This is a genomic window from Stenotrophomonas sp. PFBMAA-4 (assembly GCF_030053215.1).
Lineage (GTDB): Bacteria > Pseudomonadota > Gammaproteobacteria > Xanthomonadales > Xanthomonadaceae > Stenotrophomonas.
On the sequence record NZ_JASGBW010000007.1, the window covers coordinates 77220 to 92423 of the forward strand.

Consider the following 15204-nt stretch of genomic DNA (forward strand, 5'->3'; position numbering starts at 1 on the left):
ATGGACGTACTTGCAGCGTCCCCCGCAACCGGACCCACCCCGCCATCCCACGGACTGCCCGCTTTTGACGTTGATCTTGCCGGCCAGAGGCCGGTGCCTCTGCGGGTGCCGGGCGGCCGCCCGGCCCAAGCCCGCCACCCACGCAGGTAGAATGCACGCATGGCTCTCTCCCTGCTCTCGTCCCTCAAGCCGCTCGCCGGCCGCGCCCTGCAGACCGCCCTGAACCGCGCACTGGCGCTGGATCCGGATACCCGGCATGCCCTGGCCAGCCTCGACGGCCGCCACATCGACCTGACCCTGGACGCACCGTCGCTGGCGATGCGCATCAGCGTGGCTGGCGACCAGCTGCGCGTCGGCCCGGTGGATGCACAGGAAGCCGACCTGGCCGTGCGCAGCAGCCTGGCCGGCGTGCTTGCCCAGCTGCCGCTGCTGGCCAATGCGCGCCGCGGCAGCGACAACGGCAAGGGCCGCGTGCGCGTGGCCGGCGATGCCGAACTCGCGCGCCGCCTGCAGCAGCTGGCCAAAGGCTTCGACCCCGACTGGCAGCAACCCTTCGTCAGCGTGTTCGGTGAAGTGCTGGGCGTGCAGGTGGCCAACACCCTGCGCGGCGCCCTGCAGCACGCGCGCCAGGGTGCCATCGACCTGGCCCACAGCGCCGCCGAGTTCATCACCGAAGAGTCGCGCGACGTGGTGCCACGTGCCGAACTGGATGCCTTCCACGACGACGTGGACGTGCTGCGCGACGACGTCGAGCGCCTGGGTGCACGCGTGCAGCGCCTGCGGGGTGCCGCATGAAGGCGCTGCTGCGGGCCAACCGCATCGGCCGCATCATCCTGCGCTACCGCCTCGACGATCTGCTGCAGGGCACGCCGGCCGAGCGCTGGCTGCGCCTGGCCAAGCCCTTCGTGCCGCGCGCCTCGGCTGACATCGCCTCGCAGTCGCGCGGTGCGCGCCTGCGCCTGGCGCTGCAGGATCTGGGCCCGATCTTCGTCAAGTTCGGGCAGATCCTGTCCACCCGCCGCGACCTGGTGCCGCCGGACGTGGCCAACGAACTGACCCTGCTGCAGGACCGGGTCAAGCCCTTCGATGGCGACACTGCGCGCCGCATCGTGGAAGAGGCGCTGGGCCTGCCGGTCAGCGAAGCGTTCGCCAGCTTCGACACCGAACCGCTGGCTTCGGCGTCGATCGCCCAGGTCCACGCCGCGACCTTGTCCGATGGCCGCCAGGTGGTGGTGAAGGTGCTGCGCCCGGGCATCGAGAAGCAGATCGATGCCGACATCGCCCTGCTCAATTCACTGGCCGCGCTGGTCGAGCGCACCCATCCGCGCGCCGACAAGATCCGCCCGCGCGAAGTGGTGGCCGAGGTCGAGAACACCCTGGCCGCCGAGCTGGACCTGCAGCGCGAAGGCGCCAATGCCAGCGTGCTGCGCCGCTTCTGGGAAAACAGCGACGACCTGTACGTGCCGGAAGTGATCTGGAGCCACACCGCCGAGCGCGCGCTGACCCTGGAGCGGGTGTGGGGCATTCCGTCCGACGACATCGCCGCGCTGGACAAGGCCGGCATCGACCGCAAGGCGCTGGCCGCCAAGGGCGTGCGGGTGTTCTACACCCAGGTGTTCCGCGACAACTTCTTCCACGCCGATGCGCACGCCGGCAACATCTGGGTCGACACCGATCCGGCGCGCCGCGACAACCCGCGCTTCATCGCGCTGGACTTCGGCATCATGGGCCAGCTCTCGCAGGAAGATCAGTACTACCTGGCCGAGAACTTCATGGCTATCTTCAACCGCGATTACCGCCGCATCGCCGAACTGCACGTGCAGGCGCGCTGGATGCCGGACAACGTGCGCATCGACGATCTGGAAGCGGCGGTGCGTTCGGTGTGCGAACCGTACTTCACCCGCCCGCTGTCGCAGATCTCGCTGGCCGAGGTACTGCTGAAGCTGTTCCGGGTGGCCCAGCGCTACCAGCTCACCCTGCAGCCGCAGCTGATCCTGCTGCAGAAGACCCTGCTGAACATCGAAGGCGTGGGCCGCCAGCTCGACCCGCAGATCGACATCTGGGCGGTGGCCAAGCCGGTCCTGGCCAGGATCCTGCGCGACCGCTACAGCCCGCGCCGGGTCGTGCGCGAGATCGGCAAGCGCCTGCCGGAAATCATGACCCACGCACCGGACATGCCGCGCCTGGTGCACGCCTGGCTGACCCAGCAGGTGGAAGGCCGCCACGAACTGGCGATGCGCTCGCGCGACCTGGTCACCCTCGATGCCAGCCTGCAGCGCCTGCAGAAGCGCGCGGTGGGGGCGATCACCGGCGTCGGCCTGCTGGCCATCGCCACGCTGATGTACGTGCTGCAGCCGCCGGGCTGGTACTGGGGCGACCTGCCGGTGCTGAGCCTGGGCGCGGCAGCGGTAGGGGCCTTCGCCCTGGCCCGGGCCTGGTGGCGGTGAGCGCCGCCCTGCAGGCGCTGAAGGAAGAACTGGCCCGTCACGGCGCGGCCAACGATGCGCGCGAGACCGAGCGCGGCCGGCGCATGCTGAACATCACCGCCGACACCGGTGAGCTGCTGTCGGTGCTGGTGCGCTTCGGCCAGGCGCGGCGGGTGCTGGAAATCGGCACCTCCAATGGTTACTCCACGCTGTGGCTGGCTGAAGCCGCCGCAGCCATCGATGGCCACGTCACCACGTTGGAGTACGCCGCCGACAAGGTCGCGCTGGCGCAGGCGAATTTCGAACGCAGCGGCCTGGCCGGGTGCATCCGCCTGGTGCACGGCGATGCCGGGCAATGGCTGGCCAGCGCTGCCGATGCCAGCATCGACCTGCTGTTCCTCGATTCGGACCGCGCACAGTACGCCGGCTGGTGGCCGCAGCTGCGCCGCGTGCTGCGACCCGGCGGCCTGCTGGTAGTCGACAACGCCACCTCGCACGCTGCACAGATGGAGCCGCTGCGCGCGCTGCTGGATGCCGACACGGCCTTCAGCACCAGCCTGGTGCCGGTGGGCAACGGCGAACTGCTGGCCGTGCGCAACAGCTGACCATCGGTAGGTAGTGCCGGCCGCTGGCCGGCAACCTGAGCCAAGCCGGCCAGCGGCCGGCTCTACCGCATTCAGTGCACAGCCGGGATAATCGCGCGGTGAGCACCGAACCCGACACCCTCGCCGCGGTCGAGACTGAAACCGCCCCCCTGCAGCTGCTGCACCTGGACGAGCGCCTGGCCGTGGTCAACAAGCCGGCCGGGCTGATGGTCCACGACAGCAAGCTGGCCCGTGGCGAAGACGATTTCCTCGCCGATCGCCTGCGCGAGCAGCTGGGCCGGCCGATCTTCCTGGTGCATCGCCTGGACCGCGCCACCAGCGGCTGCCTGCTGCTGGCCTTCGACCGCGACACCGCCAGCGTGCTGGGCAAGGCCCTGATGGGCGGCGAGGTGAGCAAGGATTACCTGGCCATCTGCCGCGGCTGGCCGGCCGAGGAGGCCTGGCAGGTCGACCACGACCTCGATGGCGGCCCGGGCAAGCCGGTGAAAAAGCCGGCGGTGACCGATTTCCAGCGCCTGGCCACCGGCGAACTGTCGGTGCCGGTGGGCGACTTCGCCAGCTCGCGCTATGCGCTGCTGCGCTGCCAGCCGCAGACCGGCCGCTTCCGGCAGATCCGCCGCCACCTCAAGCATCTCTCGCATCACCTGATCGGCGATACCAGCCACGGTGATGGCCGCCACAACCGCAATTTCCGCATGCAGGGCGTGCACCGCATGCTGCTGCACGCCGAACGCCTGCGTTTCCCCCACCCCGACGGCGGCACGGTGGACGTGCGCGCGCCGGTGGATGGCGAGTTCCAGAAGGCGCTGGACCTGTTCGGCTGGCAGGTACCGTAGTGGTAGCGCCGGGCCGTGCCCGGCGGCTTCTGCGATGAAACGGCCGCGCTTCGCGCTCGCCGGGCATGGCCCGGCGCTACCGCCTCACTTCGCTTCGGGCTCGTTGATGATGGCCTGCATGTCCTTCTCCAGGTCGGCCATCAGCGGCTTCATCTTCTCCTGGATGGCGATCATCACGTTCTGCATCAGCAGCGGGGTCTTGTCCAGCAGGCTCTGCCCGGCCGAGCTCTCGTAGAACTCGGCCATCGCCAGCACGTCTTCCTTGCTGAAGCTCTTCTTGTAGAGATCCACGTACATCGGCCGCAGCTGCTGCCAGGACAGCGCCTTGGTCAGGGTGGCGGTGGTGCGCTGCTGCATGCGCTGCAGCTGCTCGGTCTGCTGCGGGGTGAGCTGGCGCTGCCGGGCGATCTCCTCGAACTGCTGGCGCTGCATCGCCTCCAGCTGCGGCAGCATGCCATCGAGCAGGCTCTGCGCACGCGAGGCGGCCAGCAGGCGGTTGATGTCGGCATCGGTGGGCGCTGCCGCCAGGGCCGGCGCGCTCGCCGCGGCCAGCGCCAGCAGCAGCACGGTACGGCGCAGGGCGGTGGACAGGGCGGGAATGAAGCGGGTCATGCGAAGCTTCCTGCGGTACATGGGACGGCCAGCATACCTGCTGGACAGGCGAAGGCGGCGTGTTCGGTGCCTGATCGGCGGCATACGCCACGCGATGGCAGCCACGGCAACGCGGCTGCCGCTACAATGCGCGGATGGGCAGTGGACCGGTCACCATCAGCGCGCAGCTTGAAATCCCCGACGGCGAGATCGTCGAGCGGTTCGTGCGCGCCAGTGGCGCCGGCGGGCAGAACGTCAACAAGGTCTCCACCGCGGTGGAACTGCGTTTCGACGTGGCCAACTCGCCCTCGTTGCCCGACCCGTTGCGCGAGCGCCTGCTGGCGCGGCGCGACCGGCGCATGACCGGCGAAGGCGTGCTGGTCATCGATGCGCAACGGTTCCGGACCCAGGATCGCAATCGCGAGGATGCGCGCGAGCGGCTGGCGGCCTTCATCCAGGCCGGGTTGAGCGTGCCCAAGCCACGCAAGGCCACCAAGCCGACCCTCGGGTCGAAACTGCGTCGTCTGGACGCCAAACGCGGGCGCGCGCAGATCAAGCGCGGGCGCTCATCACGTGACTGGGAGTGATTGCTTGAACAACCCGACGCCGTTGCTGCCGGCCGTTCCGCCGAGCATGCCGCAGGTCAAACCCAACGCCTTCCTGCGCTGGCTGGCGCGCTGCACGCTGCGCATGGGCGGCTGGAAGGTCACCGGTACCCTGCCTGACGTGCCCAGGCTGGTCTTCATCATCGCGCCGCATTCGTCCAACTGGGACGGCCTGTGGGGCATGGCGGCGAAGATCGCACTGGGCATGAAGGTGAAAGTGCTGGGCAAGGCCTCGCTGTTCTGGTGGCCGCTGGGCCCCCTGCTGCACAAGCTGGGCGTGATCCCGCTGGACCGCAGCGCGCCGCAGGGCACCGTCGGCCAGGCCGTGGACCTGCTGCGCAACAACGAGAAGATGTGGTTCGCCATCACCCCCGAAGGCACCCGCAAGGCCGTGAAGGACTGGAAAGCCGGTTTCCTGAAGATCGCGCGGATGGCCGACGTGCCGGTCCTGGCGGCGTACTTCCACTACCCGGAAAAGACCATCGGCATCGGCCCGCTGTTCCAGCCGACCGGCGATGACGCCGCCGACATGGCCGCCATCCGTGAGTTCTACCGGCCCTGGATGGGCAAGACCCGCGGCACGGTCTGAGCCGGCCACGGCCGGCAACCGAGGCGCCACGTCCGGCACATGCCGGGCGAGCGCGACAGGAGTAGGGTGGAGGGCTGGTATCCCATACCGTCCGCCCAAGGAGCGTTTTACATGTCGCGTACCGTAGTCCTGGCCGCCGCCATCAGCCTGGCGCTGGCGGCCTGTTCCGGCAAGGAGTCCACCCCCGTGTCCGAAGCACAGAAAGCCCCGGCCCAGCAGCCGGCCGAAGCCTCCACCAACCCGCTGCTGAGCGCCAGCACGCTGCCGTTCCAGGCGCCGCAGTTCGACAAGATCAAGGACAGCGACTACACGCCGGCCTTCGAAGAAGGCATGCGCCAGCACCTGGCCGATGTCCGCAAGATCGCCGACAACGCCGAGCCGGCCACCTTCGACAACACCATCGTGGCGATGGAGCGCAGCGGCGAGACCCTGAACCGCGTGTCGCGCATCTTCTTCGGCCTGGTCCAGGCCGATGGCACTGAAGCGCGCCAGAAGATCCAGGAAGACATCGCCCCGAAGCTGGCCGCGCACCAGGACGAGATCAACCTCGACCCGAAGCTGTTCGCCCGCGTGAAGTCGCTGTATGACCAGCGTGACACGCTGGAACTTGACCCGGTGCAGAAGCGCCTGGTCGAGCATTACTACGACGGCCTGGTGCGCGCCGGCGCGCAGCTGTCCGACGCCGACAAGGCGAGCCTGCGCAAGCTCAACGTCGAAGAGACCACCCTGTCCACCCAGTTCCACACCCGCCTGGTGGCTGCAACCGCCGCTGCGGCCGTGGTCGTCGATGACAAGGCCAAGCTGGCCGGCCTGGACGAGAACGCGATCAACAACGCGGCCAACGCCGCCAAGGATCGCAAGCTGGATGGCAAGTTCGTGCTGCCGCTGCAGAACACCACCCAGCAGCCGGTGCTCGGCTCGCTCAGCGACCGCGACCAGCGCGCGGCCGTGCTGAAGGCCTCGGAAACCCGCGCCGAGCGTGGCGACAAGAACGACACGCGCGAGACCGTGCAGCGCCTGGCCCAGCTGCGCGCGCAGAAGGCCAAGCTGCTCGGCTTTGAAACCTTCGCCGATTACCAGCTGGGCGACCAGATGGCCAAGACCCCGGCCGCGGCGCTGAAGCTGCTGACCGACACGGTGCCGGCCGCCACCGCCAAGGCGCGTGCCGAAGCCGGTGAGATCCAGAAGGTGATCGACGCCCAGAAGGGTGGCTTCCAGGTCGCCGCTTCCGATTGGGACTTCTACGCCGAGCAGGTCCGCAAGGCCAAGTACGATCTGGACGAGTCGCAGGTCAAGCCGTACTTCGAACTGGACAACGTGCTGCAGAACGGCGTCTTCTACGCCGCCACCCAGCTGTACGGCATCACCTTCAAGCCGCGCACCGACATTCCGACCTACAACCCGGACATGAAGGTGTACGAAGTGTTCGACAAGGACGGCACCTCGCTGGCCCTGTTCTACACCGACTACTTCAAGCGTGACACCAAGTCCGGCGGCGCCTGGATGGACGTGTTCGTCGAGCAGGACGGCCTGACCGGTGCCAAGCCGGTGGTCTACAACGTCTGCAACTTCACCAAGCCGGCCGATGGCCAGCCTGCGCTGATCAGCTTCGACGACGTCACCACCATGTTCCATGAGTTCGGCCACGCCCTGCATGGCATGTTCTCGAACGTGAAGTACCCGTCGATCGCCGGTACCGCCACCTCGCGCGATTTCGTCGAGTTCCCCTCGCAGTTCAACGAGCACTGGGCGCTGGACCCGAAGGTCTTCGCCAACTACGCCAAGCACTACAAGACCGGCGAAGCGATGCCGCAGGAACTGGTCGACAAGATCCTCAAGGCACGCAGCTTCAACCAGGGCTACGCGACCACCGAGTACCTGTCGGCGGCGCTGCTTGACCTGGCCTGGCACACGCAGAAGGCCGATGCCCCGCTGCAGGACGTCGGTGCCTTCGAAGCCAGCGCGCTGAAGAAGTTCAAGGTCGACCTGCCGCAGGTGCCGCCGCGCTACCGCACCACCTACTTCGACCACATCTGGGGCGGCGGCTACTCGGCCGGTTACTACGCCTACTTCTGGGCCGAAGTGCTGGACCATGACGCCTACCAGTGGTTCACCGAACACGGTGGCCTGACGGCGGCCAACGGCCAGGAGTTCCGCGACAAGATCCTCTCGCGCGGCAACAGTGTGGAACTGTCGACCCTGTACCGCGATTTCCGCGGCAAGGACCCGTCGGTGGAACCGCTGCTGAAGTTCCGCGGGCTGAAGTAAGAAACAGAAAACGGCGGGGGCAACCCCGCCGTTTTTCGTTGTGTAGAGCCGAGCCCACGCTCGGCTGATGTTTCCTGGAAGGGCAGCCGAGCATGGGCTCGGCTCTACAAACAGCGTTACGTCCCTACGTGCACGCGATTGGCCTGTTCGGCCAACCCAAGGTGATCCAGCGCGATGTCCAGCGCCAGAACGTAACTCTGCGCACCGTAGCCGGCGGCGATGCCCAGGCGTTGGCCGACACCGGCCGGCAGGCACGGTTCGGCAACCGCACCGTCGTCATGTACTTCCACGTAGGCGTTGTGCAGGTACGGCAGCAGGCGCTGCAGGCGCAGGCTGTTGGCACACGCGCCCGGGTCGAGCAGCGTCACCTCGCCGCGGCTGTGGTCGGCCACGCGCAGTGCATCCAGCAGTTCCTGTTCCGAGCCGCAGGCGCGGATGGCCACGCTGGTGCCGGCGTCGATCGCGCGGTGCACCAGTGATTTCAGCACCGGCGCCGGCAGCGGCATCGCCGTGCGGATCAGGGAGCCGGCGGCTTCCGGGCCACGAATGATGAAGATCGACATGGCTCAGCCCTCCTGCGCCAGGCGGCGGCCAACGATGGCCAGCGACAACGGGTAACCGGCCTGCTGGCTGCGCTGGTCGACCACCACCGCGGCCGGACCGTGCTGCAGGCGCAGGCGCGCCTCCAGCCCCGGTTCGCTGCGCGACTGCAGTTCGATGTACTGCGCTGGCAGTCGTTCCAGCGCCGCCTGCAACGCGCCGCCCTCGGCCTGCCATTGCGCCTCGTCGGCCGCACCGACATCCAGCAGTACCCAGTCGGCCGAGCGCGCCTGCGGCTGGCACAGGCAGTGGCGCACTTCGGACAGGCTGGCGCAGTCGCTGCACAGCACGCGATGGCCGCTCAGCTGTGCGGGCAGCTGCGGGCGCGGTGCCGGCGAAGACGCGTGGCGGATCACCAGGAGGGTCATACAACACCTTGTGGAATGCGCCCTGTGGCGCGGTGGGCACACGATGCGCGCCGTGCCCGTAAAGGAGCGATGCCCGTTGCCGGGGGCGCGCGTAAAACCTGCGTAACGCTTCCCGTAGAGCCGTGCCCATGCTCGGCCTGCTTTTTGTAGAGTCGAGCTTGCTCGACTGAGGCGCAGAGCAGCCGAGCATAGGCTGGGCTCTACAGGCTCCCGGTGCGGGAACCTCGCGGGCCTGCCTGTGGTCTGATAGCGCTACCGCCTACCCGGAACCTGCCATGGACGCTGTCACCCGCCCCCCGTTTGCCGAACGCGCGCTCACCTGGCTGAAGAAGGAAGCGCTGCCGCTGCTGGTCATGCTCGGCCTGCTTGCCGCTGCCCGCGACACCCTGGCCAACCACTACGTGGTGCCCAGCGGCTCGATGCAGCCGACCCTGCAGCCGGGCGACCGCGTGGTGGTGGACATGCGCGCCTACGGCCTGCGCCTGCCGTTCACCAGCCAGCAGCTGCTGGCCACCGGCACCCCGCAGCGCGGCGAAGTGGCCGTGTTCGATTCGCCGGCCGATGGCACCCGCCTGATCAAGCGCGTTGTAGCCGTAGCCGGTGACCACGTGCAGCTGCGCGGCGGCCACCTGGCCATCAACGGCCAGCCGCTGCAGATCGCCGACCTGCGCGACACCGAAGCCTTCGGTGAGCGCCAGGCCCAGCTTGACCTGGACATGGGCGGTGGCCCGGACATCGGCGACATGGTGGTGCCGGACGGCAAGCTGCTGGTGCTGGGCGACCACCGCGGCAACAGCTTCGATGGCCGCTTCTTCGGCTTCGTCGACGCCGGCAAGGTCTATGGCCGTGCCGTGGCGATCTACTACCGCAGCGGCGATGGCTTCGAATGGAAGCACCTGTAAGCTGAATTGATACGTCCTGCATATCGATCCTGACTCATCAGGTTATGGATCGACTGGATCGAGGGGCCTACGCTGGTCCCCGTACCCCCACGCCGGCCGCCCCCACGGCCGTTCGATCCCATGACTGGCGAAACTGCGGCGTCCCTCAGCGGCCGCCCCCGCACTCCTGATTCCGTTGTCGACACCCGCATCCAGCAGGGCACCCCGGCGTTCCGGCGCACGGCGGTGGCGCTGTTCCTGGCGGGGTTCTCGACCTTCGGCCTGCTGTACACCGTGCAGCCCCTGCTGCCCGAGTTCAGCCGCCACTTCGGGGTGTCTGCCGCCGGCAGCGCGATGTCGCTGTCCCTGAGCACCGGCACCCTGGCCGTGGCCATGCTGCTGGCCGGCCTGCTGTCCGATGCGGTGGGCCGCCGGCCACTGATGATCGTCGCGCTGATGGCCTCGGCCGTGCTGTCGCTGTGCACCGCGCTGGTCGATGACTGGACGACGATGCTGGTGCTGCGCACCCTGCTGGGCCTGGCGCTGAGCGGCGTGCCGGCGGTGGCGATGACCTACCTGGTGGAGGAAATGGACAGCCGCGCGCTGGGCCTGGCCATGGGCCTGTACATCGGCGGCAACGCCATCGGTGGCATGAGCGGGCGCCTGCTGGCCGGCATCATCGCCGACCACTGGGGCTGGCGCTGGGGCATCGGCGTGGTCTCGATCATCGCCGTGGCCAGCACCGTGCTGCTGTGGCTGCAGCTGCCGCCGTCGCGGCATTTCCAGGCACGCCGCGGCGGCCTGCGCCAGCTGCCCTCGCGCTGGCGCACGCTGTTCGCCGATCCGGGCCTGCCGTGGCTGTTCGCCACCTCGTTCGTGCTGATGGGCGTGTTCGTCACCCTCTACAACTACCTGGGCTACCACCTGCTGGCGCCGCCGTACCACCTCAGCCAGACCGTGGTCGGCCTGATCTTCAGCGTGTACCTGGTCGGCACGTTCAGCTCGGCGTGGATGGGCCAGCAGGCCACCCGGTACGGGCGCGGCCGCGTGCTGACCATTGCCTTCGGCCTGATCGGTGCCGGCATCGTGCTGCTGTCGATGCCGTGGCTGACCACGATGGCGCTGGGCATCGCCCTGGTCACCTTCGGCTTCTTCGGTGGCCATTCGGTGGCAAGCAGCTGGGTTGGCAGCCGTGCCGGTTCGATGCGTGCCGAAGCCTCGGCGCTGTACCTGTTCGCCTACTACCTGGGCAGCAGCGTGCTCGGCGCCGTCGGTGGCCTGGCCTATGCCGCGTGGGATTGGCTGGGCGTGTGCCTGTTCACCGGCGTGCTGACCGTGCTCGGCGGCGGCATCATCTGGGCCCTGCAGCAGCGCGCCCCGCAGCCGGTCACCGCCTGACCCCCGCCGGGCCATGCCCGGCGAGCGCGCAGCGCGGGGCATCACCCCTCGGCGAACGCCCCGCGCAACAACCCGGCGAAATTGCGGATCAACGACGTGACCCCTTCGCGGTGCCACGCCAGCTGCACTTCCGAATGCGCCCCAGCATCGGCCAGCGCCACGAAGCGTGCGCCCTCCACCCGGATGTGGTCGCAGGAGGAGGGCAGCACCGCCACGCCCAGCCCGGCAGCCGCCAGGCTGATCAGCGTCGATGCCTCACCGGCCTCCTGCACGATGCGCGGGGTGAACCCCGCCGCCGCGCACAGCGCGATCATGTGGTCATGGATGCCGGCCCCGGCACTGCGGCGGAACGCCACGAACGGCTCCTGGGCGAAATCGCGCAGCGCCAGCGTGCCCTGCTTCGACAGGCGGCGCAGGGCAGGGTGGTCGGCGTGCACGATCAATGCCAGCGGATCGACGAACAGGCTGTGCGCCACCAGTTCCGGCGGCAGCGCACGCTTGCGGATGATGCCCACGTCCAGGCTGCCATCGAGCAGGGCATCGATCTGCTGCAGGGTGTTCATTTCGCTCAGCTGCAGGCGCACCTGCGGGTACTGCTGGCGGTAGTGCAGGATCGAACGCGGAATCTGCGGCGACAGCGGCGTGGCCCGGGTCAGGCCGATATGCAGCTCGCCCTGCTCGCCCCGCTGCGCGCGCTGCACCTCGTCCACTGCCGTTTCCACCTGCTGCACGATGGCCCGCGCCCGTTCCTGCAGCAGCTCACCGGCGGCAGTGAGCTGCACGCGGCGATGGCTGCGCACGAACAGGCGCGCCCCGATCAGTTCCTCCAGCTGGCGGATCTGCTGGCTGAGCGGCGGCTGCGACATGCCCAGCCGCTCGGCCGCCTGGCCGAAGTGCAGCGTGTCGGCAACGGCGAGGAAGTAACGCAGGTGGCGGAGTTCGATGGACATGGGGCCAGTTTATGCATCGTCAGCCGGAAATGAATCAGAGATGGGATCCGATGCCGTGCCGACCAACGGTCGGCACCCACCAACAGCAGCTGGCACCAACAGCAGCGACCAACTGTCAGAGGCGGGGCGGAGTGGGTGGGCAGTACCGTTGGCGCCATGGATGGCGCCATCGAGTCCCCATGGACGGGTTTACGGCGTGTCCTGCCCACCCACTCCGCCCCGCCATCCCACGAATAGCCCGCTGTTGCCGTTGCCGTTGCTTCGGCCTCTGCAGGTGCAGGGCGGCAGCCCTGCAAACCAGGAAACCCCTACCGCTCGGAATGCCCGCTCTGGTCGTAATCGCGCGGGCTGAACAACTCCGGCTGGATCAGCTCGATGAACGCCCGTGCCTGCGCCGACAACGCCTTGCCCCGCCGCACGATCACCCCGTAGCTGCGCTCGGGGAACCAGCGCTTCATCGACCGCGCCGCCAGTCGCTCGCGGTCGGCCTCGTTCAGGCATAGCGCCGGCACGATGGAAATGCCCATGCCCATCGCCACGTACTGCTTGATCACTTCCCAGCCACCTACTTCCAGCGCCACGGTATAGGCGATGCGGTGGCGCTGGAACACCTGGTCCACCAGGCGATAGGTGATCTGCCGCTTCGGTGGCAGCACCAGCGGATAGCGCGCGATGTCGGCCAGTTCCAGCTCGCCGCCGCTGGCCAGCGGATGGTCGTGCGGGGCGATCAGCACCTGCTCGAAGCGGTAGGCCGGGGCATAGGTCAGGTCGGCCGGCACATCGGTCATCGAGCCGATCGCCAGGTCGGCGGCATCCTCGCGCAGCAGGTCGGTGCCGTCGGCACTGATCGCGTTGTGCAGGGTCAGGCGCACATCCGGATGATGCATCCGGAAGCGTTCGACGATCTTCGGCAGCAGGTACAGGATGGTCGAACTGTTGGCGGCGATGTTCAGCTCGCCCGCATCCAGCCCGCGCACCTTGTCGCGGAAGCGCGCTTCCAGCCCGTCCAGGCTTTCCACCAGCGGCTGCGCCATTTCATACAGCACCTGGCCCTCGCGGCTGGGCACCAGACGCCGCCCGCTGCGCTCGAACAGCGGCACCCCCAGCTCGCGTTCCAGTGCCTGCAGCTGCAGGCTGATGGCGGGCTGGCTGACGAACAGCGCCTCAGCAGCCCGTGAGACCGAACCCAGCCGCACCGTCTGGCAGAACGCCCGGAGCGGCTTCAGCCGGTCGGATTTGTAGGAAAAACGCGGACTTGGCGGGCTGCGCGTGGTCATGGCGTCATAAGTATTAGCACACCTTATGTACAACATTGCAAAAACTGTTTTGCCAAATACTCCGCCCGGGCGGCACTTTGGTGGCGTTCCCCCACCGCTGGAGTCGCCCCATGTCCGCCGTTGCTTCCGCCCTTTCCTCCATCCCCGCCAAGGCCACCCCCGGTATCGCCCTGGCGACCCGCGTGGCCGGCCAGGAGACCGTGCTGCCGGCACCGCTGCTGGCGCTGCTGGTCTCGCTGCACCGGGCGGTGGAACCGGGCCGGCAGGTGCGGCTGCAGGCCCGCCGCGAGCGCCAGGCGTTCTTCGACCAGGGCGGCCTGCCGGACTTCCGCGAAGACACCGCTGCCATCCGCAGCGGCGACTGGCGCGTGGCGCCGCTGCCGGCCGCCCTGCAGGACCGCCGCGTCGAGATCACCGGCCCGACCGACCCGAAGATGGTCATCAACGCGCTGAACTCCGGCGCCAAGGTGTTCATGGCCGACTTCGAGGATTCCACCTCGCCCACCTGGCGCAACCTGCTGGCGGGGCAGCAGTCGCTGGCGGCTGCCGTGCGCGGTGATCTGGAATTCACCGCGCCGGCCGCCAACGGCAAGCCGGGCAAGCACTACTCGCTGCGCCCCTTTGAGGAACAGGCGGTGCTGATCGTGCGCCCGCGCGGCTGGCATCTGGACGAGAAGCATGTGCGCGTCGATGGCCAGTTCATCGCCGGTGGCCTGTTCGATGCGGCGGTGTTCGCCTTCCACAATGCCCGCGCGCTGCAGGCCAAGGACCGCGGCCCGTACTTCTACCTGCCCAAGCTGCAGAGCATGGAAGAGGCCGCCCTGTGGGAGACCGCGCTGTCGCACATCGAAGGCATGCTCGGCCTGCCGCACGGCCAGATCAAGGTGACCGTGCTGATCGAAACGCTGCCGGCGGTGTTCGAGATGGACGAGATCCTGCACGCCCTGCGCGAGCGCATCGTCGGCCTGAACTGTGGGCGCTGGGATTACATCTTCTCCTACCTGAAGACCTTCCGCCGCCACGCAGACCGGGTGCTGCCCGAGCGCGGCCAGGTGACCATGACCCAGCCGTTCCTGAAGGCCTATTCGGAACTGCTGATCCAGACCTGCCACCGCCGTGGCGCGCACGCGATGGGCGGCATGGCGGCGCAGATTCCGATCAACAGCGATGCCGCCGCCAACGAGCAGGCCATGGCTCGCGTGCGTGCCGACAAGCTGCGCGAGGTCAGCGCCGGCCACGACGGTACCTGGGTCGCGCACCCGGCGCTGATCCCGGTGGCGATGGCCATCTTCGACGAGCACATGCCCACCGCCAACCAGCACCAGGTGCTGCGCCAGGACGTGCGCGTGGGCCGCGATGAGCTGATCGCGCGGCCGCCGGGCAGCATCACCCGTGCCGGTTTCGATGGCAACGTCGAAGTCTGCGTGCGCTATCTGGCCGCGTGGCTGGACGGCAACGGCTGCGTGCCGATCCACCACCTGATGGAAGACGCGGCCACTGCCGAGATCAGCCGCAGCCAGCTGTGGCAGTGGCTGCACACGCCGGGCCAGCAGCTGGACGACGGCACGGCCATCGACCTGCCGCTGCTCGACACCGCCCTGGCGCAGCTGCCGGCGCGGCTGGGTGATACCCGCGCACTGCCCGGTGGCGCCCGCATCGGCGAAGCCATCGCCCTGCTGGGCGAACTGAGCCGCAACGACGACCTGACCGATTTCCTGACCCTGCCGGCCTACGCGCGCATCGACTGACGGCCTGCATTCCCCGAAACCATCCCAGCCGGGCAGCGCCCGGCTCTACAACACCGAACTGG

Annotated in this window: 15 protein-coding genes; 10 read left to right on the forward strand and 5 right to left on the reverse strand. The window is 68.5% G+C overall.

The window, feature by feature from the left end; translation table 11 throughout:
- Positions 1–159: 159 nt before the first annotated feature.
- The 4 genes from QMZ26_RS06805 to QMZ26_RS06820 all read left to right on the forward strand — a co-directional run bounded on the left by QMZ26_RS06805 (position 160) and on the right by QMZ26_RS06820 (position 3867).
- Entirely contained in the window at positions 160–795 is a 636-nt protein-coding gene (locus QMZ26_RS06805; protein ID WP_283220981.1) for an SCP2 sterol-binding domain-containing protein, read from the forward strand.
- Positions 792–2447, forward strand: coding sequence for a ubiquinone biosynthesis regulatory protein kinase UbiB (ubiB, locus tag QMZ26_RS06810; protein ID WP_283220982.1), 1656 nt, complete (start codon positions 792–794; stop codon positions 2445–2447). Before QMZ26_RS06805 ends, ubiB begins: the two co-directional genes overlap by 4 nt.
- Complete coding sequence (locus QMZ26_RS06815; RefSeq protein ID WP_200732292.1) at positions 2444–3031, forward strand: O-methyltransferase; 588 nt, start codon at positions 2444–2446, stop codon at positions 3029–3031. The genes ubiB and QMZ26_RS06815 overlap by 4 nt, the downstream gene beginning before the upstream one ends.
- A 98-nt stretch (positions 3032–3129) precedes the next feature.
- Positions 3130–3867, forward strand: a complete 738-nt coding sequence (locus QMZ26_RS06820) for a pseudouridine synthase (RefSeq protein WP_283220983.1) — start codon at positions 3130–3132, stop codon at positions 3865–3867.
- An 84-nt stretch (positions 3868–3951) separates the two neighbouring features.
- Here the strand turns inward: QMZ26_RS06820 and QMZ26_RS06825 are convergent, their stop codons facing one another.
- The gene (locus QMZ26_RS06825; RefSeq protein WP_079224805.1) at positions 3952–4479 is read right to left on the reverse strand and encodes a DUF2059 domain-containing protein; all 528 of its coding nucleotides are present in this window, start codon (positions 4477–4479) and stop codon (positions 3952–3954) included.
- A gap of 134 nt (positions 4480–4613) precedes the next feature.
- On the opposite strand from QMZ26_RS06825, the gene arfB reads away from it, so the two are divergent.
- From arfB to dcp, 3 genes are all read left to right on the forward strand, one after another.
- Positions 4614–5045 (forward strand): alternative ribosome rescue aminoacyl-tRNA hydrolase ArfB, encoded by a 432-nt coding sequence (gene arfB, locus QMZ26_RS06830; protein WP_049429794.1) that lies wholly within the window; start codon positions 4614–4616, stop codon positions 5043–5045.
- Between the two features lie 46 nt (positions 5046–5091).
- Positions 5092–5652, forward strand: a complete 561-nt coding sequence (locus tag QMZ26_RS06835) for a lysophospholipid acyltransferase family protein (RefSeq protein WP_234458306.1) — start codon at positions 5092–5094, stop codon at positions 5650–5652.
- Positions 5653–5763: 111 nt separating this feature from the next.
- Positions 5764–7920, forward strand: coding sequence for a peptidyl-dipeptidase Dcp (dcp, locus tag QMZ26_RS06840; RefSeq protein WP_079224807.1), 2157 nt, complete (start codon positions 5764–5766; stop codon positions 7918–7920).
- A 116-nt stretch (positions 7921–8036) separates the two neighbouring features.
- Here the strand turns inward: dcp and QMZ26_RS06845 are convergent, their stop codons facing one another.
- Together QMZ26_RS06845 and QMZ26_RS06850 are read right to left on the reverse strand one after the other, a co-directional pair.
- Positions 8037–8483, reverse strand: a complete 447-nt coding sequence (locus QMZ26_RS06845; protein WP_079224808.1) for a 3-dehydroquinate dehydratase — start codon at positions 8481–8483, stop codon at positions 8037–8039.
- A gap of 3 nt (positions 8484–8486) precedes the next feature.
- On the reverse strand, positions 8487–8888 hold the full coding sequence (locus QMZ26_RS06850) for a hypothetical protein (protein WP_283220984.1): 402 nt from the start codon (positions 8886–8888) through the stop codon (positions 8487–8489).
- Between the two features lie 275 nt (positions 8889–9163).
- Here QMZ26_RS06850 and lepB point away from each other — a divergent pair, with 275 nt between their 5' ends.
- Positions 9164–9790: a signal peptidase I gene (gene lepB, locus QMZ26_RS06855; RefSeq protein WP_079224810.1), complete on the forward strand. Its 627-nt coding sequence runs from the start codon at positions 9164–9166 to the stop codon at positions 9788–9790.
- 120 nt (positions 9791–9910) lie between these two features.
- A complete protein-coding gene (locus tag QMZ26_RS06860) occupies positions 9911–11167 on the forward strand; it encodes an MFS transporter (protein WP_283220985.1) in 1257 nt (418 codons plus the stop codon).
- Between the two features lie 41 nt (positions 11168–11208).
- Here QMZ26_RS06860 and QMZ26_RS06865 read toward each other — a convergent pair whose 3' ends face one another.
- A complete protein-coding gene (locus QMZ26_RS06865; protein ID WP_283220986.1) occupies positions 11209–12117 on the reverse strand; it encodes a LysR family transcriptional regulator in 909 nt (302 codons plus the stop codon).
- A gap of 308 nt (positions 12118–12425) precedes the next feature.
- A complete protein-coding gene (locus tag QMZ26_RS06870; protein WP_283220987.1) occupies positions 12426–13394 on the reverse strand; it encodes a LysR family transcriptional regulator in 969 nt (322 codons plus the stop codon).
- Between the two features lie 110 nt (positions 13395–13504).
- Here QMZ26_RS06870 and aceB point away from each other — a divergent pair, with 110 nt between their 5' ends.
- Positions 13505–15142, forward strand: coding sequence for a malate synthase A (gene aceB / locus QMZ26_RS06875; RefSeq protein WP_283220988.1), 1638 nt, complete (start codon positions 13505–13507; stop codon positions 15140–15142).
- Positions 15143–15204: the final 62 nt, after the last annotated feature.

What these genes read in the sequence shown, in the direction of transcription:
- QMZ26_RS06805 (WP_283220981.1), top strand. Translation starts at nt 160, where the DNA reads ATGGCTCTCTCCCTGCTCTCGTCCCTCAAGCCGCTCGCCGGCCGCGCC.
- QMZ26_RS06825 (WP_079224805.1), bottom strand. Translation starts at nt 4,479, where the DNA reads ATGACCCGCTTCATTCCCGCCCTGTCCACCGCCCTGCGCCGTACCGTG.
- QMZ26_RS06845 (WP_079224808.1), bottom strand. Translation starts at nt 8,483, where the DNA reads ATGTCGATCTTCATCATTCGTGGCCCGGAAGCCGCCGGCTCCCTGATC.
- dcp (WP_079224807.1), top strand. Translation starts at nt 5,764, where the DNA reads ATGTCGCGTACCGTAGTCCTGGCCGCCGCCATCAGCCTGGCGCTGGCG.
- lepB (WP_079224810.1), top strand. Translation starts at nt 9,164, where the DNA reads ATGGACGCTGTCACCCGCCCCCCGTTTGCCGAACGCGCGCTCACCTGG.
- QMZ26_RS06865 (WP_283220986.1), bottom strand. Translation starts at nt 12,117, where the DNA reads ATGTCCATCGAACTCCGCCACCTGCGTTACTTCCTCGCCGTTGCCGAC.
- ubiB (WP_283220982.1), top strand. Translation starts at nt 792, where the DNA reads ATGAAGGCGCTGCTGCGGGCCAACCGCATCGGCCGCATCATCCTGCGC.
- QMZ26_RS06835 (WP_234458306.1), top strand. Translation starts at nt 5,092, where the DNA reads ATGCCGCAGGTCAAACCCAACGCCTTCCTGCGCTGGCTGGCGCGCTGC.
- aceB (WP_283220988.1), top strand. Translation starts at nt 13,505, where the DNA reads ATGTCCGCCGTTGCTTCCGCCCTTTCCTCCATCCCCGCCAAGGCCACC.
- QMZ26_RS06850 (WP_283220984.1), bottom strand. Translation starts at nt 8,888, where the DNA reads ATGACCCTCCTGGTGATCCGCCACGCGTCTTCGCCGGCACCGCGCCCG.
- arfB (WP_049429794.1), top strand. Translation starts at nt 4,614, where the DNA reads ATGGGCAGTGGACCGGTCACCATCAGCGCGCAGCTTGAAATCCCCGAC.
- QMZ26_RS06860 (WP_283220985.1), top strand. Translation starts at nt 9,911, where the DNA reads ATGACTGGCGAAACTGCGGCGTCCCTCAGCGGCCGCCCCCGCACTCCT.
- QMZ26_RS06870 (WP_283220987.1), bottom strand. Translation starts at nt 13,394, where the DNA reads ATGACCACGCGCAGCCCGCCAAGTCCGCGTTTTTCCTACAAATCCGAC.